Annotated in this window: 19 protein-coding genes and 1 riboswitch; of the genes, 14 read left to right on the top strand and 5 right to left on the bottom strand. The window is 71.7% G+C overall.

Going from position 1 to position 21,296, the window contains the following annotated elements; genetic code table 11:
- Window positions 1-55: 55 nt before the first annotated feature.
- Window positions 56-1,540: a hypothetical protein gene (locus tag ABT026_RS13640; RefSeq protein ID WP_351114429.1), complete on the top strand. Its 1,485-nt coding sequence runs from the start codon at window positions 56-58 to the stop codon at window positions 1,538-1,540.
- An 81-nt stretch (window positions 1,541-1,621) separates the two neighbouring features.
- Here ABT026_RS13640 and ABT026_RS13635 read toward each other — a convergent pair whose 3' ends face one another.
- A complete protein-coding gene (locus ABT026_RS13635) occupies window positions 1,622-1,978 on the bottom strand; it encodes a HesB/IscA family protein (RefSeq protein ID WP_108953788.1) in 357 nt (118 codons plus the stop codon).
- A gap of 303 nt (window positions 1,979-2,281) precedes the next feature.
- Between ABT026_RS13635 and nadA the strand changes: the two genes are divergently transcribed.
- Window positions 2,282-3,466 (top strand): quinolinate synthase NadA, encoded by a 1,185-nt coding sequence (gene nadA, locus ABT026_RS13630; RefSeq protein WP_351114428.1) that lies wholly within the window; start codon window positions 2,282-2,284, stop codon window positions 3,464-3,466.
- 272 nt (window positions 3,467-3,738) lie between these two features.
- Here nadA and ABT026_RS13625 read toward each other — a convergent pair whose 3' ends face one another.
- Window positions 3,739-5,157: a cysteine desulfurase/sulfurtransferase TusA family protein gene (locus ABT026_RS13625; RefSeq protein ID WP_351114427.1), complete on the bottom strand. Its 1,419-nt coding sequence runs from the start codon at window positions 5,155-5,157 to the stop codon at window positions 3,739-3,741.
- A 345-nt stretch (window positions 5,158-5,502) separates the two neighbouring features.
- Here ABT026_RS13625 and ctaC point away from each other — a divergent pair, with 345 nt between their 5' ends.
- The 4 genes from ctaC (at window position 5,503) to ABT026_RS13605 (ending at window position 10,023) form a co-directional block, all read left to right on the top strand.
- Complete coding sequence (ctaC, locus tag ABT026_RS13620) at window positions 5,503-6,465, top strand: aa3-type cytochrome oxidase subunit II (protein ID WP_351114425.1); 963 nt, start codon at window positions 5,503-5,505, stop codon at window positions 6,463-6,465.
- Complete coding sequence (ctaD, locus tag ABT026_RS13615; protein WP_351114424.1) at window positions 6,462-8,195, top strand: aa3-type cytochrome oxidase subunit I; 1,734 nt, start codon at window positions 6,462-6,464, stop codon at window positions 8,193-8,195. The genes ctaC and ctaD overlap by 4 nt, the downstream gene beginning before the upstream one ends.
- The gene (locus ABT026_RS13610) at window positions 8,192-8,590 is read left to right on the top strand and encodes a cytochrome c oxidase subunit 4 (RefSeq protein ID WP_351114423.1); all 399 of its coding nucleotides are present in this window, start codon (window positions 8,192-8,194) and stop codon (window positions 8,588-8,590) included. Before ctaD ends, ABT026_RS13610 begins: the two co-directional genes overlap by 4 nt.
- 164 nt (window positions 8,591-8,754) lie before the next feature.
- Complete coding sequence (locus ABT026_RS13605) at window positions 8,755-10,023, top strand: L,D-transpeptidase (RefSeq protein WP_351114422.1); 1,269 nt, start codon at window positions 8,755-8,757, stop codon at window positions 10,021-10,023.
- A 95-nt stretch (window positions 10,024-10,118) separates the two neighbouring features.
- Here the strand turns inward: ABT026_RS13605 and ABT026_RS13600 are convergent, their stop codons facing one another.
- The gene (locus ABT026_RS13600; RefSeq protein ID WP_351114421.1) at window positions 10,119-10,520 is read right to left on the bottom strand and encodes a response regulator; all 402 of its coding nucleotides are present in this window, start codon (window positions 10,518-10,520) and stop codon (window positions 10,119-10,121) included.
- Window positions 10,521-10,751: 231 nt separating this feature from the next.
- Between ABT026_RS13600 and ctaE the strand changes: the two genes are divergently transcribed.
- From ctaE to ABT026_RS13570, 6 genes are all read left to right on the top strand, one after another.
- Entirely contained in the window at window positions 10,752-11,372 is a 621-nt protein-coding gene (gene ctaE, locus ABT026_RS13595) for an aa3-type cytochrome oxidase subunit III (RefSeq protein ID WP_108953796.1), read from the top strand.
- Window positions 11,373-11,444: 72 nt separating this feature from the next.
- Window positions 11,445-12,254: a cytochrome bc1 complex diheme cytochrome c subunit gene (gene qcrC, locus ABT026_RS13590; RefSeq protein ID WP_351114420.1), complete on the top strand. Its 810-nt coding sequence runs from the start codon at window positions 11,445-11,447 to the stop codon at window positions 12,252-12,254.
- Window positions 12,251-13,321, top strand: a complete 1,071-nt coding sequence (gene qcrA, locus ABT026_RS13585; RefSeq protein WP_351114418.1) for a cytochrome bc1 complex Rieske iron-sulfur subunit — start codon at window positions 12,251-12,253, stop codon at window positions 13,319-13,321. The genes qcrC and qcrA overlap by 4 nt, the downstream gene beginning before the upstream one ends.
- Complete coding sequence (gene qcrB / locus ABT026_RS13580) at window positions 13,318-14,958, top strand: cytochrome bc1 complex cytochrome b subunit (RefSeq protein ID WP_351114417.1); 1,641 nt, start codon at window positions 13,318-13,320, stop codon at window positions 14,956-14,958. The genes qcrA and qcrB overlap by 4 nt, the downstream gene beginning before the upstream one ends.
- Window positions 14,959-15,147: 189 nt before the next feature.
- Window positions 15,148-16,212 (top strand): anthranilate phosphoribosyltransferase, encoded by a 1,065-nt coding sequence (gene trpD / locus ABT026_RS13575; protein ID WP_351114416.1) that lies wholly within the window; start codon window positions 15,148-15,150, stop codon window positions 16,210-16,212.
- A gap of 96 nt (window positions 16,213-16,308) precedes the next feature.
- A riboswitch (SAM riboswitch) is annotated at window positions 16,309-16,425 on the top strand.
- Between the two features lie 393 nt (window positions 16,426-16,818).
- Window positions 16,819-18,189 (top strand): aminotransferase class V-fold PLP-dependent enzyme, encoded by a 1,371-nt coding sequence (locus ABT026_RS13570; protein WP_502967970.1) that lies wholly within the window; start codon window positions 16,819-16,821, stop codon window positions 18,187-18,189.
- Window positions 18,190-18,326: 137 nt separating this feature from the next.
- Here the strand turns inward: ABT026_RS13570 and ABT026_RS13565 are convergent, their stop codons facing one another.
- Both ABT026_RS13565 and ABT026_RS13560 read right to left on the bottom strand, forming a co-directional pair.
- Window positions 18,327-18,608, bottom strand: coding sequence for an Lrp/AsnC family transcriptional regulator (locus ABT026_RS13565; RefSeq protein ID WP_108953802.1), 282 nt, complete (start codon window positions 18,606-18,608; stop codon window positions 18,327-18,329).
- Window positions 18,605-19,336, bottom strand: coding sequence for a rhomboid family intramembrane serine protease (locus ABT026_RS13560; RefSeq protein WP_351114415.1), 732 nt, complete (start codon window positions 19,334-19,336; stop codon window positions 18,605-18,607). The genes ABT026_RS13565 and ABT026_RS13560 overlap by 4 nt, the downstream gene beginning before the upstream one ends.
- A gap of 193 nt (window positions 19,337-19,529) precedes the next feature.
- Between ABT026_RS13560 and ABT026_RS13555 the strand changes: the two genes are divergently transcribed.
- Both ABT026_RS13555 and ABT026_RS13550 read left to right on the top strand, forming a co-directional pair.
- Window positions 19,530-19,769: a hypothetical protein gene (locus ABT026_RS13555; RefSeq protein WP_108953804.1), complete on the top strand. Its 240-nt coding sequence runs from the start codon at window positions 19,530-19,532 to the stop codon at window positions 19,767-19,769.
- A 50-nt stretch (window positions 19,770-19,819) separates the two neighbouring features.
- Complete coding sequence (locus ABT026_RS13550) at window positions 19,820-21,169, top strand: NYN domain-containing protein (protein WP_351114414.1); 1,350 nt, start codon at window positions 19,820-19,822, stop codon at window positions 21,167-21,169.
- Window positions 21,170-21,296 lie beyond the last annotated feature (127 nt).

Here is a 21,296-nt window from a genome sequence, read left to right as displayed (position 1 = left end):
GACTCCTGATGAGGGGCACGGCCTCCGAGGGCCTTTGAGGAAGAGGAGCAACGAGGTGAAGGACGACGCGCTGCCGGCCGGCGGCCCGGACGACGGCCGCGACCACGACCCGCACGACGGAACGGCTCCCCACGGCGGGGCTGCCCACGACGGGGCCTCCGAGCACGGCGACGCCGCGCCCGGACCGCGGCACGACCCGCCGCGCCGGCGGCTCGCGGTGGCCGCGGTGGCGGCGGCGGTGCTGGCCGTGGCGGGCGTCGGCACGTACGCCGCGTCCTCCACGGGCGGCCCGGCCGCCGCCTCGCCCGCCGACCCGCCGAAGCCCGAGCCCCTGGTGCTCGACGGCTACGGCGCCGTGCCGCAGGGCCTGACCTTCCGTGCCGCCGGCGAGCTGCCCGACGGCCCGGACACCGCCCCCGTGTACCTGCCCGAGGGCCAGGTCCCCCGTGAGCGGGTGGCCGCGCTCGCCGAGGCGCTCGGACTGGAGAGCACGCCGCGCCAGGAGGGCACGGTGTGGAAGGCGGGGGAGGAGCTGACCGTCGACCGGAAGGCCCCCGCCTCCTGGACGTTCCACCGCGACCCGTCGGGCGCGAAGACCCCGGTGGACGAAGCGAAGGCGGAGAAGGCCGCCGCCCCCGTGCTCGAGGCCGCCGGACAGGGCGACGCCCGGGTGGACGCGGGCGGCACCCTGGGCGCCGAGCGCACCGTCGACGCCGACCCCGTCGTCGGCGGGCTGCCCACCCACGGCTGGACCACCGCCCTGCGGGTGGGACCCGACTCCCGGGTGACCTCGGGCGCCGGCATGCTCGCCGACCCGGTCCGCGGCGACTCGTACCCGCTGGTGGACGCCGAGGCCGCGCTGAAGGACCTCGACCGGCTGAGCTCCGGGATCGGCCGGGCCCCGGAGCCCGGCTGCGCCAGCGCCGTGCCCGCGGAGCCCGGCGGGGACAAGGGGGAGGAAGCTCCCGCGGGCCGCCCCTCCGCCGTGCCGCCGGCCCACCCGTGCACCCCCGAGGCGCCTCTCAAGCGGCGCACCGCCACCGTCGAGAGCGCCGAGTTCGGCCTGGCCGCGCACTTCGTGGACGGCCGGCAGACGCTGGTGCCGTCCTGGATGTTCGAGGTGCGGCTCCCCGACCGGGGCGACCTGCTGCGCCTGTCCCACCCCGCCGTCGACCCCGCCCACCTCACCACGGGGGAGGAGCCGCCGGCCGAGCGTCCCAGCCCCCGCCCCACCGGACCGGACGACGGCACGGCCGCCGGCCAGGCCCGGGTCACCGGCTACCGCGCCGAGGACGGCCGCCTCACGGTGGCCTTCGAGGCCGGTGTCTGCTCCGACTTCACGGTCCGCACCGAGGAGAAGGAGGGCCGGGTCGAGGTCACCGTCCTCGACAAGCCGTGGCCGGACCGCGTCTGCATCATGATCGCGAAGACCCACCACCGGACCGTCGAGCTCGAACGGCCGCTGGGCGACCGCGCGGTGGTCGACTCCGAGGGGCATCCCGTGGCCAAGGAGAAGGACCCGTACCCGACGGCGCGCTGACGCGTTCCACCCCGGAAACGCCCGAGGGCGGCGCCTCCGTCAGGGAGGCGCCGCCCTCGGTGCCGAGCCGGGGTGACCGGCTCAGTTGAACGAGTCGCCGCAGGCGCAGGAGCCCGTGGCGTTCGGGTTGTCGATCGTGAAGCCCTGCTTCTCGATGGTGTCGACGAAGTCGATGGACGCGCCGCCCAGGTACGGGGCGCTCATGCGGTCGGTGACGACCTTCACGCCGTCGAAGTCCTTGACCACGTCGCCGTCGAGCGAGCGCTCGTCGAAGAACAGCTGGTACCGCAGACCCGAGCAGCCACCGGGCTGGACGGCGACGCGCAGCGCGAGGTCGTCGCGGCCTTCCTGGTCGAGCAGGGCCTTGACCTTGGCCGCGGCGGCGTCGCTCAGGACGATGCCGTCGGTGACGGTGGTCTTCTCGTCCGATACGGACATCTATCTCTCCCGGGTTGTACGGAGACTGCTTGCCGACGATTCAACCCGCCCGGCCGCGGATTCATTCCGCGCGGCCCGGACGGACAGGCAACGCTCTCGTCCTTCCCTCATGCTCGCACACGCCCGGGGCGCTTCACAGCGCCCACCGGGCCGCCGGGCCCGACCGGGATTCACGTCACATCGACGCAATCGGCCTGCCGGAAAGCGGGCGGCAGCGGTTATTATAGATAACGTCATTTCGACGAAAAGGTTCGACCTGTCTCCCCGTCCGGGGAAACCCGCAGAACAGAAAGGGTGCGTGTAGTGACCACCGCCCAGCCCCAGGAGCTCGACGTCCAGCCGACTCCGCTCGCGCTGCTCCTCCTCGGCCGTGAGGCCGACCCGCGGAGCGAGCGGGGCGTCGAGTGCCCCGGCGACCTGCCGTCGCCGTCCGACCCGGACCTGGTGGAGCGCGCCCGCGCGGCCAAGGAGAAGCTCGGGGACAAGGTCTTCGTCCTCGGCCACCACTACCAGCGTGACGAGGTCATCCAGTTCGCCGACGTCACCGGCGACTCCTTCAAGCTCGCCCGCGACGCCGCGGCGCGCCCGGAGGCCGAGTACATCGTCTTCTGCGGCGTGCACTTCATGGCCGAGTCGGCCGACATCCTGACCAACGACGACCAGAAGGTCGTGCTGCCCGACCTCGCCGCCGGCTGCTCGATGGCCGACATGGCGACGGCCGAGCAGGTCGCCGAGTGCTGGGACGTGCTGACCGAGGCGGGTGTGGCCGAGCAGGTCGTCCCCGTCTCGTACATGAACTCCTCCGCCGACATCAAGGCCTTCACCGGCCGGCACGGTGGTCTGATCTGCACCTCGTCCAACGCGAAGCGCGCGCTGGAGTGGGCGTTCGACCAGGGCGACAAGGTGCTGTTCCTCCCCGACCAGCACCTGGGGCGCAACACCGCGGTGCGGGACATGGGGATGTCGCTGGAGGACTGCGTCGTCTACAACCCGCACAAGCCGAACGGCGGACTCACCGCCGAGGAGCTGCGCGCGGCGAAGATGATCCTGTGGCGCGGGCACTGCTCGGTGCACGGGCGGTTCAGCCTGGACTCGGTCAACGACGTGCGGGAGCGGATCCCCGGCGTCAACGTGCTGGTGCACCCCGAATGCCGGCACGAGGTCGTCGCGGCGGCGGACCAGGTGGGGTCGACGGAGTACATCATCAAGGCGCTGGAGGCGGCGCCGGCCGGGTCCAAGTGGGCCATCGGCACGGAGCTGAACCTGGTGCGGCGGCTGGCGAACCGATTCGCCCCCGAGGGCAAGGAAGTCGTCTTCCTCGACCGCACGGTGTGCTTCTGCTCGACGATGAACCGGATCGACCTGCCGCACCTGGTGTGGGCGCTGGAGTCCCTCGCGGAGGGGAAGCTGGTCAACCGCATCCAGGTCGACCGGGAGACCGAGACCTACGCGAAGCTGGCCCTCGAGCGCATGCTGGCCCTTCCCTAACGGTTCGCTCCCCGGGGCGGTGCGGGCGCGGTTCGCATGCACGGGGTGGGCGCGGCGCGGGCGCCTGCGTGTCGTCGAAGTGAGGTCACGCGCGATCGCGCCGCTCCTGCGCCTGACTGCCCTGCGGGCGGCTGGGCCGCCCAGGGGGCGGCACGGGCGGGCGCAGGCGGTGCGATGGCACGCGACGTCACGTCAACGTCGCGCAAGCACCTGCACCCGCCCGCCGGTACCGTCGCGGGGACCTCACGCCCGGGTGGCGGAAGCCCCCGCCGTCACTGTTCGCGGCGGACGAGGTAGGCCGTGCCGCCCGCCGGCCAGGGGGACTCACCCAGGTACGTCTGCCCCCGCATCTCGCACCACGCCGGGACGTCCAGCCGCGCCGCCTCGTCGTCGGAGAGCACCCGCACCAGGCCCCCCACCGGCACGTCGCCGATCACCTTGGCCAGCTCGATCACCGGGATCGGGCACCGCCGCCCCAGCGTGTCGACGATCAGTTCCGCGTCCTCGTCCGAGGCCGCGGAACCCGCCCCGCCGGCGGAGACGTCGACCGCCCCGCCCCCCGCCGGCGCCCCCAGCTGCGCCCGGACCCGCGACACCGCCCCGGGCAGCACGTCGAGGAAGTCCTCCACGTCCGCCCCCGCGGCCCCCGGCGGCAAGGACACCCGCACGTTCCCCTCGCTCAGCACCCCCATCGCCTTCAGCACATGACTGGGCACCAGCGTGCTGCTCGTGCAGGAGGAACCGGAGGAGACGGAGAAGCCCGCCCGGTCCAGATCGTGCAGCAGCGCCTCCCCGTCGACGTAGAGACAGGAGAAGGTCACGATCCCCGGCAGCCGCCGCACCGGGTCGCCCACCACCTCCACGTCCGGTACCAACTCCGGGACGCGCGCCCGGATCCGCTCCGTGAGCTCCCGCAGCCGCGCCGCCTCGGCGGCGGCCTCGGCCCGCACCGCCCGCAGCGAGGCCGCCGCGGCGACCACCGCCGGGATGTCCTCGAACCCCGGGGACCGCCCCGACTCCCGCTCGTCCGACGGCCCCGGAACCGAGAACCGCACCCCCTTGCGCACCGCCAGCAGCCCGACCCCGGCCGGCCCGCCCCACTTGTGCGCGCTCGCCGCCAGCAGCGACCAGGCCCCCTCCGCCGGCCCCCAGGCCAGCGACTGCGCGGCGTCCACCAGGAGCGGAACCCCGGCCTCCTGGCAGGCCTCGGCCACCTCGGCCACCGGCTGGAGGGTGCCCACCTCGTGGTTGGCGGACTGCAGACACGCCAGCGCGGTGTCCTTCCGCAGGGCCGCCGCGAACGCGGACGCGTCGACGCGTCCGCCCCGGTCCACCCCCACGCGGGTCACCTCGCCGCCGCCCGCCTCGTGCGACTCGGCGGCGTGCAGCACGCAGGAGTGCTCGACCGCTGACACGATCAGGTGATGTCCGGCCCGCCGCCGCCCGGCCAGCGCGCCCGCCACGCCGGTGTGCACGGCGCGGGTCCCGGAGGTGGTGAAGGTCAGCTCGTCCGGGCGGCAGCCCACCGCGTCGGCGGCGGCCTCGCGCGCGGCGTCCAGCAGCATCCGGGCCCGGCGGCCCTCCCGGTGGAGGCGCGCCGGATCGGCCCACCCCTCGTCGAGCGATGCGAGAAGCGCCTGGCGGGCGACGGGATGGAGGGGGACCGCGGAGGCGGCGTCGAAGTACGGCACGCCCGAACGCTACCGGGCCGTTCGGCCCTGATTCGCGAGGCCGGACGGTCCGGCCGGACGGCCGCCGAGCCGACCGCAGGCCCGCGCCGCACCCGGGCGAGAGACCGTCAAACGGGTGAAAACGACGCGCCGTCACGGGCGCGGTGACACGACATCCGTCCACGTCGCCACCCCTTCGGGGTGTCGGGCGGCGCGTTGGGGGACCCTCCTCGCGCGACCCCAAAAAGCGTCCAGTAGGGTTTGGTCCGCATAAACATCCAAACCCCTGCCCGACGCAGGACGGCGACCGACCAGCGTTAAGGCCGCAGCCAACCAGCGCGGGCGAGACTCTCGGGAAGGCGCTACGTGAGTCCCAACGGCTCCGACCGCTCGCCGCGGCGCCCGATGCGGCGGAAGCTGCTGCAGGCACTGACTGCGGGCCTGGTCCTGGCGACCGCGACTGGTTGCACAACTTGGAGGGACTTCCCTCGCCTGGGCATGCCCACCCCGACCACCGAAGAGGCCGAGCGGACCCTCTTCCTGTGGCAGGGCACGTGGGCCTCGGCGCTCGCCGTCGGCGTGCTCGTGTGGGGACTGATCCTGTGGAGCGCGTTCTACCACCGGCGCAGCCGCACCAAGGTGGAAGTACCTCCGCAGACCCGGTACAACATGCCTCTCGAGGCGCTGTACACGGTCGTCCCGCTCATCATCGTCTCGGTGTTCTTCTACTTCACCGCCCGCGACGAGGCCAAGCTCCTCGAGACCGCGGACAAGCCCGACGTGACGGTCAACGTCGTCGGCTACCAGTGGAGCTGGGGCTTCAACTACATCGAGGACGTCCCCGGTGTGACCGGTGACGCCAAGACCGACAAGGCCCTGGACGCCATTCCGAACAAGTTCCGGAAGGCGTTCCCGGACAACGCCGGCGGCGTCAACGACTTCGGCATCCCGGCCACCCGGAACCCGCAGACCGGCAACCCCGGTCCGACGCTCTGGCTCCCCAAGGGCCAGAAGGTCCGCTTCGTTCTCACCTCGCGTGACGTCATCCACTCGTTCTGGACCCTCCCGTTCCTGATGAAGCAGGACGTGATCCCGGGACACACCAACGTCTTCGAGGTGACTCCGAACGAGGAGGGCACCTTCCGGGGCAAGTGCGCCGAGCTCTGCGGCGTCGACCACTCCCGCATGCTGTTCAACGTGAAGGTCGTCTCCCCCGAGCGCTACGAGCAGCACCTCAAGGACCTCGCTGAGAAGGGGCAGACCGGTTACGTTCCCGCTGGCATCGCTCAGACGAGCCACGAGAAGAACCGGGAGACGAACGTACTGTGAGCATCCTCAACCAACCCCAGGGTGCCGCGCCGGGCTCGCACTACGAGGACGAGCTGCCGGTCCGGACCAAGAAGCCGGGCAATGTCGTGGTCAAGTGGCTCACCACCACCGACCACAAGACCATCGGCACGATGTACCTGGTCACCTCGTTCGTGTTCTTCCTGATCGGCGGCCTGATGGCGCTGCTCATGCGCGCCGAGCTGGCGCGCCCGGGCACGCAGCTGATCTCGAACGAGCAGTTCAACCAGGCGTTCACGATGCACGGCACGATCATGCTGCTGATGTTCGCGACGCCGCTGTTCGCCGGTTTCGCGAACTGGATCATGCCGCTGCAGATCGGCGCGCCCGACGTGGCGTTCCCGCGGCTGAACATGTTCGCCTACTGGCTCTACCTGTTCGGCTCGTCGATCGCGGTCGGCGGCTTCCTCACGCCGCAGGGCGCGGCGGACTTCGGCTGGTTCGCCTACAGCCCGCTGTCCGACGCCATCCACTCGCCGGGTCTCGGCGGTGACCTGTGGATCATGGGTCTGGCCTTCTCCGGCTTCGGCACCATCCTCGGCTCGGTCAACTTCATCACCACGATCATCTGCATGCGTGCGCCGGGCATGACCATGTTCCGCATGCCGATCTTCACGTGGAACGTGCTGCTGACCGGTGTCCTGGTCCTGCTCGCCTTCCCGGTCCTCGCCGCCGCGCTCTTCGCGCTGGAGGCCGACCGGAAGTTCGGCACCCACATCTTCGACGCCGCCAACGGCGGCGCCCTGTTGTGGCAGCACCTCTTCTGGTTCTTCGGCCATCCCGAGGTGTACATCATCGCGCTGCCGTTCTTCGGCATCGTCTCCGAGATCATCCCGGTCTTCTCCCGCAAGCCGATCTTCGGCTACATGGGTCTGGTCGGCGCGACCATCGCGATCGCGGGTCTCTCCGTGACGGTGTGGGCGCACCACATGTATGTGACCGGCGGCGTGTTGCTGCCGTTCTTCTCCTTCATGACCTTCCTGATCGCGGTCCCGACCGGTGTGAAGTTCTTCAACTGGGTCGGCACCATGTGGAAGGGCTCGCTGTCCTTCGAGACGCCGATGCTCTGGTCGGTCGGCTTCCTGGTCACCTTCCTCTTCGGTGGTCTCACCGGCGTGATCCTGGCCTCGCCGCCGCTGGACTTCCACATCTCCGACTCCTACTTCGTGGTGGCGCACTTCCACTACGTGGTGTTCGGCACCGTGGTGTTCGCGATGTTCGCCGGCTTCCACTTCTGGTGGCCGAAGTTCACCGGCAAGATGCTCGACGAGCGTCTGGGCAAGATCACCTTCTGGACGCTGTTCGTGGGCTTCCACGGCACCTTCCTGGTGCAGCACTGGCTGGGCGCCGAGGGCATGCCGCGTCGTTACGCGGACTACCTGGCCGCCGACGGCTTCACCGCCCTCAACACGGTGTCCACCATCGGCTCGTTCGTCCTCGGCCTCTCCTTCCTGCCGTTCATCTACAACGTCTGGAAGACCGCCAAGTACGGCAAGCCGGTCGGCGTGGACGACCCGTGGGGCTACGGCCGTTCGCTGGAGTGGGCGACCTCCTGCCCGCCGCCGCGGCACAACTTCCTCACCCTGCCGCGGATCCGCAGTGAATCCCCGGCGTTCGACCTGCACCACCCCGACCTCGCGGCCTACGACGAACTCGAGAACCGCGATGTCGAGTCCGCCTCTCTCGCTGGTGGAAAGGAGGCCGGCAAGTGAAGATCCAGGGCAAGATGTTCATCTGGCTGAGCGTCTTCATCCTGGCCGTGGCTGTCGTCTACGGTCTGTGGTCGATGGAGCCCGCGGGCACCACGGCGCTCTTCCTGGCCTTCGGCCTGTGCCTCATGGTCGGTTACTACCTGGCCTTCACGGCCCGGCGGATCGACACCCTGGCGCAGGACAACAAGGAGGCCGACGTCGCGGACGAGGCCGGCGAGCTCGGCTTCTTCTCCCCGCACAGCTGGCAGCCGCTGCTGCTGGGCCTGGGCGGCGCGTTCGCCTTCCTGTCGATCGCGGTCGGCTGGTGGCTGATCTTCTTCTCCGCGCCGTTCATCGTGGTCGGCCTCTTCGGCTGGGTGTTCGAGTACTACCGCGGTGAGAACCGCACCCAGTGAGCCCCGCCTCCCCGGAGGCGCACCTCGCTGAACACCCCCGGCGCCCCGGGTCTCCGCACGGAGACCCGGGGCCCCGTCGTGCCGCGCCACGCCCGGCCGCCGGCCGTCACCCGGACGGCGCATCACGCGCTGCCCGTGACCGCGCCGCTCCCTAGCGTGGTGGCATGAACCACACGACCGCGCGCAACCGCCCCCGAACCGCAGCCGGCGCCCTGCTGGCCACCGCTCTCTCGGTCACCAGCGCAGCTTGCGGTTCCTCCGAACAGCCCCTCGCCGCCCCGGAGGCCTACCAGGCGGCCAACGGCATCGTCCTCAAGGGACCCATAGGCAGCGGCCGGAAGGCGGACCCCGACAAACCCGTCGAGCTGACCGCCGACTCCTTCGAGGGCCGCATCACCGACGTCACCGCCGTCGACGCGACCGGCCGGTACCTGGCCGGTGAACTCTCCGCGGACGGCCGCCGCTGGCACAGCACCACACCGCTGGCCGGCAACGCCCGCTACACGGTGCGGGTGAGCACCGTGGACGAGGACGGCGCGCCCGGACGCAAGGTGCTGAACTTCGCCACCGGCAAGCCGACCGCCAAGCACCTCCTGAACGTGAAGTTCGGGCCCAAGACCGGCACCTACGGCGTCGGGCAGCCCGTCACGGCCGAGCTGAACACCCCGGTGAAGAGCCCCGCCCAGCGGGCCGTGGTGGAGCGCGCCCTGCGGGTGGAGTCCACGCCCGCCGTGGCGGGCTCCTGGCACTGGGTGGACGACAAGGAACTCCACTTCCGCCCCAGGGAGTACTGGCCCGCCCACGCCACCGTCCAGGTGCGCAGCAACCTGGAGGGCGTGAAGGTCGGCGACCGGCTGTGGGGCGGCCGCGGCGAGCCGCTGGAGCTCACCATCGGCGACAAGGTGGTGGCCCTCACCGACGCCGGCTCCCACCGGATGACCGTCTACAAGAACGGCGAGGAGATCAAGAGCCTCCCGGTGACCACCGGCAAGCCCGGTTTCGACACCCGCAACGGCGTCAAGGTGGTGCTCGCCAAGGAGCGCTTCGTACGCATGCGCGGCACCAGCGTCGGCATCGCCGAGGGCAGCGCCGAGTCGTACGACCTGCCGGTGCACTTCGCCACCCGGGTGACCTGGAGCGGCGAGTACGTGCACGCCGCGCCCTGGTCGGTCGGCTCGCAGGGCGTCGCCAACGTCAGCCACGGCTGCACCGGCATGAGCACCGAGAACGCCGAGTGGTTCTTCGACAACGTCAAGGAGGGCGACGTGGTCGAGGTGGTCAACTCCGACGGCGACATGATGGAGACGTTCGGCAACGGCTTCGGCGACTGGAACCTGGACTGGGACAAGTGGAAGTCCGGCTCCGCGGTCGGCGGTTCGGCCGGCGCCCCCACGCCCGCCGACCGGGCGCGGCTGTCCCCGCAGTCGCTCTGACGGGCGCGCGGGGCCAGGGGGGACCGAGGGACGCCGGAAGGGGCGGCCCGGCCGTCACGGCCGGGCCGCCCCTTCCTCGGACGTCGTGAGGGCCCTCAGCCCGCCAGGGCCGCCCGGCGGCGCAGCAGACCGGCCAGCGCGTCCGCCAGCTCCACCGGGTCGACCGGCATGGTGACCGCCGCGTCCGCCCGGCTCCAGGTGGCCAGCCAGGCGTCCTGCGGGCGGGCCATCAGCAGCAGCACCGGCGGGCAGCGGAAGATCTCGTCCTTGATCTGGCGGCAGACGCCCATCCCGCCCATCGGGACGGCCTCGCCGTCCAGGACGCAGACGTCGATCCCGCCGCTGTCCAGCTCACGCACCACCGCCTCCGGGGTGGCGCACTCGACGAACTCCACGAGCGGCACGTCCGCGGCCGGCCGGCGTCCGGCGGCGAGCCGGACCTGCTCCCGGGTGTTGGCGTCGTCGCTGTAGAGCAGCACCGTCGCGGTCGCCTGCATCCGTGCCTCCGCAAGATTGGGAACGTCGGGTACCGATGCCGCGGATGCTACTCCTCACCACCCCCTCGCGGCACCGCTCTTCACACGTGTTCGCGACGGCTCGCGCGCGCCGCGCCGGACCGTGCGACCGGGCCGTACGGCCCCCACGACCGGGCCGTACGGCCCAGTCCCGGGGCCCAGACACTCCGAACGGCACCCCCGGGAGTGAGGGCGGGATAAGCGACCGACATAATGTCGGTCGTGGCGACAGCAACGACAGTAGAAACCGGGCACGCGCACCCGTCGGTCAACAGGCCGAACCTCACCAGCGTCGGAACCATCATCTGGTTGAGTTCCGAGCTGATGTTCTTCGCGGCCCTCTTCGCGATGTACTTCACCCTGCGATCGGTTACGGGTACCGATCACTGGACGGAAATGGCCGACCTGCTGAACTTCCCGTTCTCGGCGGTCAACACCACGATCCTGGTGCTCTCCTCGCTCACCTGTCAGCTCGGCGTCTTCGCCGCCGAGCGGGGCGACGTGAAGAAGCTCCGTTCGTGGTTCATCGTCACCTTCATCATGGGTGCGATCTTCGTCGGCGGTCAGGTCTACGAGTACTCGGCCCTGGTGGCGCACGAGGGCCTGACGCTCTCGTCCGACCCGTACGGGTCCGTGTTCTACCTGACCACCGGCTTCCACGGACTTCACGTGACAGGCGGCCTCATCGCCTTCCTGTTCGTCCTGGGCCGTACCTACGCGGCCCGGCGGTTCACCCACGAGCAGGCGACGGCCGCGATCGTCGTGTCCTACTACTGGCACTTCGTCGATGTCGTCTGGATCGGCCTCTTCGCCACGATCTACATGATCAAGTAGTCGGGCGGGCCGTACCCGGCCGCTCCCATTCCAGAAGCATCGACGCAGAAGATCCTGACACCGGGGTAATCCGTGAAAAAGCTCTCCGCACGACGACGCCATCCGCTGGCGGCGATCGTCGTCCTCATCCTCGCGCTGGCGGCCACGGGGGGGCTGTACGCCGCGTTCGCGCCCGCGGGCGAGGCGCAGGCCGAAGAAACAGCCCAGTCCCTCGCCATCGACGAGGGCAAGAAGCTCTACACCGTGGGCTGCGCAAGCTGCCACGGCACCGGCGGTCAGGGCACCTCCGACGGTCCTAGCCTGGTCGGCGTCGGCGCCGCCGCCGTCGACTTCCAGGTCGGCACCGGCCGCATGCCCGCGCAGCAGCCGGGCGCGCAGATCCCCGACAAGCCGGCCCAGTACGACCAGGCCGAGATCGACCAGCTCGCGGCGTACGTCGCGTCCCTGGGCGCCGGCCCGGCGGTTCCGACCACCGAGCAGTACGACCCCGCGGGCGCGGACGTCGCCCGGGGCGGTCAGCTCTACCGCACCAACTGCGCCCAGTGCCACAACTTCACCGGTGAGGGCGGCGCCCTGACCCACGGCAAGTACGCGCCGGACCTCTCGGACGTGCCCGCCAAGCACATCTACCAGGCGATGCTGACCGGCCCGCAGAACATGCCCTCCTTCCCGGACACGACGATGCCCGAGCAGGAGAAGAAGGACATCATCGCGTACCTCCAGGCGGTCAACGGCGAGGACACCGTGAGCCCGGGCGGTCTCAAGATCGGTGGCTTCGGTCCCGTCGCCGAGGGCCTGTTCGGCTGGGTGTTCGGTCTCGGCGCCCTGGTCGCCGTCGCCATCTGGGTCGCCGCTCGGACCGCAAAGGCCAAGAAGTCATGAGTAGCCACGACATTTCCGAAGACAACCTGCCGCAGAAGCAGGCCCACGCACACGGTGCGCTGGGGGTGGCGGACAAGGACAACCCGTTCGCCGACCCGGGGCTCCCGCCCCACGAGCACCGCATCCAGGACGTCGACGAGAAGGCCGCGAAGCGCTCCGAGCGCATCGTCGCCGCTCTCTTCACCCTGTCGATGCTCGCGACCGTCGGCTTCATCGCCGCCTTCGTCGCCCTGCCGGTGGACAAGACGATCTACGTCTTCCCGATCGGCCACATCAGCGCGCTGAACTTCTCGCTGGGCCTGACGCTGGGCGTCGCGCTCTTCGCGATCGGCGCGGGCGCGGTCCACTGGGCCCGCACCCTGATGTCCGACGTCGAGGTCGCCGCCGAGCGTCACCCGATCGAGGCCTCCCCGGAGGTCCGCGAGCAGGTGTTCTCCGACTTCCGCGAGGGCGTCACCGAGTCGGGCATCGGCTTCGGCCGGCGCAAGCTCATGCGCAACACGCTGCTGGGCGCGCTGACCCTGGTCCCGCTCTCCGGCGTCGTGCTGCTGCGCGAGCTCGGCCCGCTGCCGGGCACCAAGCTGCGCCACACCATGTGGTCCAAGGGCAAGCTGCTCGTCAACATGAACACCGACGAGCCGCTGCGTCCCTCGGACATCGCGGTGGGCTCCCTGACCTTCGCCATGCCGGAAGGTCTGCACGAGCACGACCACGACTTCCAGAAGGAGATCGCCAAGGCGGCCCTGATGCTCGTCCGGCTCGAGCCGAACGACATCAAGGACAAGCGCGAACTCGAGTGGTCGCACGAGGGCATCGTGGCGTACTCCAAGATCTGCACCCACGTGGGCTGCCCGATCTCCCTGTACGAGCAGCAGACGCACCACGTGCTGTGCCCCTGCCACCAGTCCACCTTCGACCTCGCCGACGGCGCCCGAGTCATCTTCGGTCCCGCCGGTCACGCCCTGCCGCAGCTCCGCATCGGCGTGAACGACGAGGGCTACCTCGAGGCGCTCGGCGACTTCGCGGAGCCCGTCGGTCCGGCCTTCTGGGAGCGCGGAGAATCATGAGTAATGCAGCCAGCAACGAGTCCTCCCGCTCCCGCGGGAAGGCCCCGGCCGGCGAGCGCGTAGCCGACTGGGCCGACGGCCGGCTGGGGATCTACTCCCTGGCCAAGGCCAACATGCGCAAGATCTTCCCCGACCACTGGTCGTTCATGTTGGGCGAAGTGTGCATGTACAGCTTCATCATCATCATCCTCACGGGTGTGTACCTGACGCTGTTCTTCCACCCGTCGATGGCCGAGGTCGAGTACCACGGTTCGTACGTGCCGCTTCAGGGACAGCTGATGTCCCAGGCGTTCGAGTCGACGGTGAACATCTCGTTCGAGGTGCGCGGCGGTCTGCTCATCCGGCAGATCCACCACTGGGCGGCGCTGGTCTTCCTGGCCGGCATGTTCGTCCACATGATGCGCGTGTTCTTCACCGGCGCGTTCCGCAAGCCGCGTGAGGTCAACTGGCTGTTCGGCTTCCTGCTGTTCGCCCTGGGCATGTTCACCGGTTTCACCGGTTACTCGCTCCCGGACGACCTGCTCTCCGGCACCGGTATCCGCTTCATGCAGGGTGCGATCCTGTCCGTGCCGATCGTCGGCACGTACCTGTCGATGTTCCTCTTCGGCGGCGAGTTCCCGGGCGACGACATCATCGCCCGCTTCTACTCGATCCACATCCTGCTGCTGCCGGGCATCATGCTGGGCCTGATGGTGGCGCACCTGATCCTGGTCTTCTACCACAAGCACACCCAGTTCGCGGGTCCCGGCCGGACCGAGAAGAACGTCGTGGGCATGCCGCTCCTGCCGGTGTACATGGCGAAGGCCGGCGGCTTCTTCTTCCTGGTGTTCGGTGTGGTCGCGGTCATCTCCGCGATCGCCACGATCAACCCGATCTGGGCGATCGGCCCCTACCGGCCGGACCAGGTGTCCACCAACGCGCAGCCCGACTGGTACATGGGCTTCTCCGAGGGCCTGATCCGCATCATGCCGGGCTGGGAGATCAACTTCTGGGGCCACACGCTGGTCCTGGGCGTGTTCATCCCGCTGATGGTCTTCGGTCTGGTCCTGGTCGCGATCGCGGTCTACCCGTTCATCGAGTCCTGGATCACCGGCGACAAGCGTGAGCACCACATCCTGGACCGCCCGCGCAACGCCCCGACGCGCACCGCGTTCGGCGCCGCCTGGATCGCGCTGTACTTCGTGCTCCTCGTCGGCGGTGGCAACGACCTGTGGGCGACCCACTTCCACCTGTCGATCAACGCGATCACCTGGTTCGTCCGGATCGGCATGTTCGTGGTGCCGGTGCTGGTGTTCATCGCGACCAAGCGCATCTGCCTCGGCCTTCAGCGCCGGGACAAGGAGAAGGTGCTGCACGGCCGCGAGACCGGCATCATCAAGCGCCTGCCGCACGGTGAGTTCATCGAGGTGCACGAGCCCCTCTCGCAGGAGCAGCTGCACACCCTCACCGCGCACGAGCAGTACAAGCCGGCCGAGATCGGCCCGGCGGTCGACGAGAACGGCGTCGAGCGCAAGGTGAAGGCGTCGGAGAAGGTGCGCGCCAAGCTGAGCCGCGCGTACTACGGCGAGGGCAACCAGATCGAGAAGCCCACGCTGGAGGAGTTCAAGGAGATCGAGGCCGGCCACGGTCACCACTGAGTGACCGGGTCCGCCACCCCGGTCGCCGACTGATCAACTGATCGCCACGGCAGGAGCCCCGTCCGTCACCCGGACGGGGCTCTTCGCCGTTCCCGGGATCGATAGGGTGGGAAGCGCCCCGTGGACCGGGGCGCCACGTGAACCCGCGGCCCGGGCGGGCCGCCGGACCGAGACGATCAGGAGCGGCAGATGAGCGCTGTGACCCCCGCTGGAGGCGACAACGCGGCGGGCCGTTCCTGGCCGGCCGTCCTCAACGGTCTGCTGGAGGGCCGCGACCAGAGCGCCGAGGACACCTTCTGGGCGCTGGACCGCATCATGCGCGGCGAGGCCACCGACGCCCAGATCGCGGGCTTCGCGGTCGCACTGAGAGCCAAGGGCGAGACCGTCGAGGAGATCACCGGCCTGGTGCGGGCGATGTACGCCCACGCCCGGGTGATCGACGTGGCCGGCCCGGCCGTGGACATCGTGGGCACCGGCGGCGACGGCGCCAAGACCGTCAACATCTCCACCATGTCCGCGATCGTGGTGGCGGGCGCCGGGGTGAAGGTCGTCAAGCACGGCAACCGGGCGGCCTCCTCCGCCAGCGGAGCCTCCGACGTGCTGGAGAAGCTGGGCGTCAACCTGGAGCTGACCCCGCAGCGGGTGGCCGAGGTCGCCGAGGAGGCCGGCATCACCTTCTGCTTCGCGGTGAAGTTCCACCCGGCGCTGCGCCACGTGGCCCCCGCGCGCGGGCAGTTGGGGATCCGCACCACCTTCAACTTCCTCGGCCCGCTCACCAACCCGGCCCGCGTCAAGGCACAGGCCATCGGGGTGGCCGACCTGCGGATGGCGCCCATCATGGCGGGCGTCTTCGCCGAGGCGGGCAACAGCGCGCTGCTCTTCCGCGGCGAGGACGGCCTGGACGAGCTCACCGTCACCGGGCCCTCCCGGGTGTGGGTGGTGCGCGACGGGCAGGTCCGCGAGGAGCTCTTCGACCCCCGTGACGTGGGCGTCGAGTACTCCCCGATCGAGGCGCTGCGCGGCGGCGACCCGTCGCACAACGCGGACGTCGCCCGCCGCCTGCTGGCCGGCGAGCAGGGTCCGGTGCGCGACGCCGTCCTGCTGAACTCCGCGGCCGCGCTGGTCGCGCTGGAGCCGGGGGAGGGGACGCTCGCCGAGCAGATCCGGGCCGGCATGGACCGGGCCGCGCGCTCCCTCGACTCCGGCGCCGCCCGGCAGACCCTGGAGCGGTGGGTCATGGCCAGCAACGCCTGAGCCCAGCAGGGCGGTTGGGCACAGCTGTACGAGGCGCGGTCCGTATGCCGGACCGCGCCTCGCGTGCGTGGGCGCGCTGTGGCAGGATGCGGAGCAGGTCACGAGTGACAGCCATCAGGCCCCGGCCGGCTGTCCGGCAACCCTCCGTCCGTGGCGGGGTGCCCCGGGTGAGGACCAGGCCGTGGACAGCAAGGTCCATGGCAAGCGCGGACCTCTCGCGACGTCAGGGGTCCTGGTCGCCGAGGAGATACTCATGAGCCGACGAATGCGACGGGCCTGACCGCCCGGGGCGCTCCCCTTTTCACGCCGCCTTCCGCGGTGCGCCCCGTCGGGCAGGCCTTCGAGCCGCGTCCTTCCCCCTTTCCTTCCGTGTCCGCGCCCGTCGGCCCGTGCCGCCGCCGAGCCGGCCGGGACGCCGTCCACCGGCGACCCGGCTGCCGCTCGCGTGCCGCCGCCCGTCGGGGACCGCGCACTGGCTCACAGGAGTTCGTCGTGTCTGCTTCCACCGCCGTCCGCCCCGCCCGCCGCTCCGTCTCCGCCGCCCGCTCGGCGGCCGCCGTCCGTGCGGCCTCCGCCGGCGCCACGGCCTCCGGCTCCGCGGCCACCGTGACCGGGACCGCCACCGCCACCGCTTCCGCGAGCACCGGCGCCGCGACCGCCGCCGACGCCGCCGCCTGCGCCGCGCCCGCCGGTGAGCTCGCCGGGCTCCCCGAGCCGCTGCCGGTGCTGGGCCTGGACGTCACCGTCCCGCTGGCCGACGGCCGGCGCGTGCCGTACGTCGCGCTCGACCAGGCCGCCAGCGCCCCGGTGCTGCGGCAGGTGTGGGACGAGGTCGCCGAGTACGTGCCGTTCTACGGCAGCGTCCACCGCGGCGCGGGACACCTGTCCCAGCTGTCCACCGAGCTCTTCGAGGACGCCCGCGAGTGCGTCGCCCGGTTCCTCGACTGCCGTGAGGACGACCAGGTCGTCTTCACCCGCGCCACCACCGACTCCCTCAACCTGCTGGCCTCCGCCCTGCCGGACGGCTGCCGCGTCTACGTCTTCGAGACCGAGCACCACGCGGCGCTGCTGCCCTGGCGCGGCGCCCAGGTGACCTTCCTGGACGCCCCCGCGTCCCCCGCCGAGGCGGTGGCCCGGCTGGAGGAGGCGCTCGCCGCGCGCGAGGACGACGGCCCCGCGCTGGTCTGCGTGACCGGCGCGTCCAACGTCACCGGCGAGCTGTGGCCGGTGCGCGAACTCGCCGCCGCCGCGCACGCCCACGGCGCGCGCATCGTGCTGGACGCGGCCCAGCTGGCGCCGCACCGGCCGGTGTCGGTGCGCGAGCTGGACGTCGACTGGGTGGCCTTCTCCGGGCACAAGCTGTACGCCCCGTTCGGCGCGGGCGTGCTGGCCGGGCGGACCGACTGGCTGGACGCCGCCGAGCCCTACCTGGCGGGCGGCGGCGCCAGCCGCCGGGTGCTGCGGCGGGAGGACGGCGGCCTGGACGTCGAGTGGCACACGGGCCCGGCCCGCCACGAGGCCGGCTCGCCCAACGTGGTCGGCGTGCACGCCCTGGCCTCCGCCTGCCGGGCGCTCGCCGAGGCGGACCTCGCCGTGCTCACGGCCCGCGAGGAGGCCCTGCTCGGACGGCTCCGCGAGGGCCTGGCCGCCCTGCCCCGGGTGCGGGTGCTCTCGCTGTTCGGCGACGACGCGGCCCGGGTGGGCGTGGTGTCCTTCGTGGTGGACGGCCTCGACGGAGCCGGCCTCGCCGACCGGCTGGCCTCGTCCTACGGCATCGGCGTGCGCGCCGGGCTGTTCTGCGCCCACCCGCTGGTGCGCCGCCTCCTCGGGGAGGGTCCCGACGCGGCCGCCGAGTGCGGGACGGGCGGCGCCTCGCCGCTGGACGCCGTCCGGGCGAGCTTCGGCGTGGGCACGCCGGTCGAGCACGTGGACCGGCTGCTCGGCGCGCTGGCGGAGCTGACCGCCGAGACCCCCTGACGGCCGCCTCGCGCGGCGCGCGGCCGGGGCGGCCTGCCGGGGTCCGCTCGGGGGCGGGGCGTCCCGCCCCCGGGCCGCCGGGGGCGTCCGTCAGGTCCCGGTGGCGGTCTCGGCGCCGGTCCCGGTTCCGGCTGTGGTCAGGAGTCGAGGCCGATGGCGAACGCGGCCTCCAGGTCGTGCTGCGAGTACGTGCGGAACGCGACGTGGGTGTCGGTGCCCAGGACGCCGGGGATCTTGCTGATCCGCCCGGGGATGACCTCCGCCAGGTCGTCGTGCTCGCGCACCCGCACCATGGCGATCAGGTCGTAGGTGCCGGTCACCGAGAAGACCTCGCTGACGGATTCCAGGGAGGCGATGTCCTGCGCGATCTCGGGGATCCGGTCCACGCTGGTCTTGATGAGCACGATCGCGGTGATCACGGTTGGTTCTCTCCCTGGGTGGCCGTCGCTGGTGGATTCACTGTAGTCGTCCCCCGGAAGGCGGTCCGAGCGGCGGCGAACCCCAGCCCGAAGCCCACCAGGTGCGCCAGGTACGCCACCCCGGGCCCCTCCCCGGCGCGCTCCGCGCCCAGCCACTGAAGGCCCGCCCAGAACGGCAGCACCACCCAGGCGGGCAGCCGCACCGGCAGGAAGAAGAGGAACGGCAGCAGACTGGTGACCCGCGCGCGGGGGAAGAGCTGCAGGAACGCCCCGAGCACCGCGGACACCGCGCCGGACGCCCCCACCAGGGACTGCCCGGAGGTGGGGTCGGCGAGCGCGTACCCGACCAGCGCCAGGCTGCCGCAGCCCAGGTAGAAGAGCGCGAACCGCACGCTGCCCATGCGCTGTTCGGTCATCACGCCGAAGACCTGGAGGAAGAGCAGGTTGCCCAGCAGATGCAGCCACCCGCCGTGCACGAACAACGCGGTCAGCGGCGTCACCAGCGCGTCCGGGTCCCCGGCGAGCAGTTCGGCGGGCACCACCCCCCAGCGCCGGAAACAGGCCCGCTGCGCCGCGACCAGCTCCTCGCCGGTCCCGTACAGGGGGTTGAGGCCGGAGGCGGGTCCGATCAGGAAGAGCAGCACGCACAGCGCCGTCAGTCCATGGGTGACGGGCGCCGGCCGGCTCCGGACCGCCGCGGCGAACGCCGTGCTCCAGTCGCGGATCATGCACGAAGTGTGACGTACCGGATGCGGCGGGCGGGCGTCGCCTCGCCGCCGTGGACACGCGAGCGACCGGCCCGCGAATGGCCGTAGGGTTACCACGCACAGGATCCACCGGTACACACAGGTACACGCACGGACTCCGGCGCCCGCCACGGGCGCCGCGACGGCCCCGGACGAGAAAGAGGCGTAGCCCGCGATGACGGTTCCCCTCCCCACCGAGACGACCCGCTGGCGGTGCACGCTCTGCGGCAACCTCACCCGCTTCGACGTCACCCGCTCCTCCAAGGTCGTCGAGTACGTCCACCTCGACCTCGCGGGCGCGCCCACGGTGGAGGAACGCGAGGTGGTCAGTGAGACCATCGAGTCGGTCCGCTGCCGCTGGTGCAACGCGGTGGACAAGGTGGAACTGGTGGACAGGCCCGGCGCCGGCTCCTGACGGAGCGGCCCGGGCTCCTAGGACGACGGACGACAGGCGAGGTGTGACGGATGGCCGGTGACGGAGGCGGGAGGCCGGACGACGGCGCCGCTGAGGTGCTCGACCGTCCGCTGCCCGACGGCGTGCGGCGCCGGGTCGTCCAGATCGCCGCGGACGCGTTCGGCTCCCTGACCGTGGCCGAACTCCCCGCGCAGCTGCGGCAGTACGCCCGCTTCACGCCGAGCCGGCGCGCCAAGTTCGCGGGCAACGCGATGGCGGCGGCGCTGGAGGCCGAGAGCCAGTTCCGGCAGCGCGTCGGGGAGAAGTTCCGCGAGGCCCAGCCGGAGCTGGCCGCCGCCCTGGAGACGGGCGCCCCGCCGCCGGCCGCGGACCCGCTCGACGTCGCCGCCGCCGCGTACGTGCTGCGCCCGTCCGGCTGGGTCAAGCTGGTGACCGCCGCCGGCGAGGAGGCGCAGCGCGTCGAGGCGGAGCGGGCCGACGAGGAGACCCGGGCCGAGCTGGAGCGGCTGCGCGCCGAGGCCGCCGCCGCCAGGGAACAGGTCCGCACCGAGACCGAGCGGCTGCGCGCCGAGCTCGATGCGGCGCGCAAGGAGGCCGAGTCGCTGCACCGCAAGCTGCGTTCGGCCCTCAGCGACGTCAAGCGCGGTGAGGCCGCGCAGCGCAAACTCCGCGGCGAACTCGACGAGGTGCGGGCGCAGACCCAGGCCCAGCTGTCCGCGGCGGAGAGCGAGAGCAGACGGCTCAAGGCCCGGCTCGGCGAGACCGAGGCGGCCCTGGAGGCCGGCCGCAAGGCGGTCCGGGAGGGCCGCAGCATCGAGGACATGCGCGCCCGACTGCTGCTGGACACCGTGCTGGAGGCCGCCCAGGGGCTGCGCCGCGAACTCGCCCTGCCGCCCGTGTCGGTGTGGCCGGCCGAGACGGTCGACGCCGTGGAGCCGGGCCGGATGACGCCCAAGGACATCGCCGCCCGGGCGCTCTCCGAGGACGACCCCGCCATCCTGGACCAGCTGCTCGCGCTGCCCCAGGCCCATCTGGTCGTGGACGGCTACAACGTCACCAAGACCGGCTATCCGCAGATGCCGCTGGAACAGCAGCGCCTGCGGCTGCTGGGCCAGTTGTCCGCCCTGGCCGCGCAGACCAACTGCGAGGTCACCTGCGTCTTCGACGGCGCCGAACTGGTCGCGCCGGTGCTGCTGGCGCCCCCGCGCGGGGTGCGGGTGCTGTTCTCCAAACCGGGGGTCACCGCCGACGAGCTGATCCGCCAGCTGGTGCGCGCCGAGCCGTCGGGCCGTCCGGTGGTGGTCGTCTCCACCGACCGCGAGGTCGCCGACGGGGTGGCCCGCGCCGGGGCCCGGCCGGTCGCCTCCGCGGTGCTCCTCAAGCGCTTCAACCGCGGCTGAGGCCCACCGCGGCACCCCCGTCCCTTCTGTCGCTTCCCGGCGCCTATGGGGCCGTTGACCGTTTTCGGCCGCGACGCACAGTCATCCGGGCATCACCGCAGGTGAGTTGCGGTGAAACTTCGCAGGC

It is taken from the genome of Streptomyces sp. NPDC002734, from assembly GCF_040295685.1.
Classification (GTDB): Bacteria; Actinomycetota; Actinomycetes; order Streptomycetales; family Streptomycetaceae; genus Streptomyces.
This window is presented reverse-complemented; position numbering and strand designations above follow the sequence as displayed.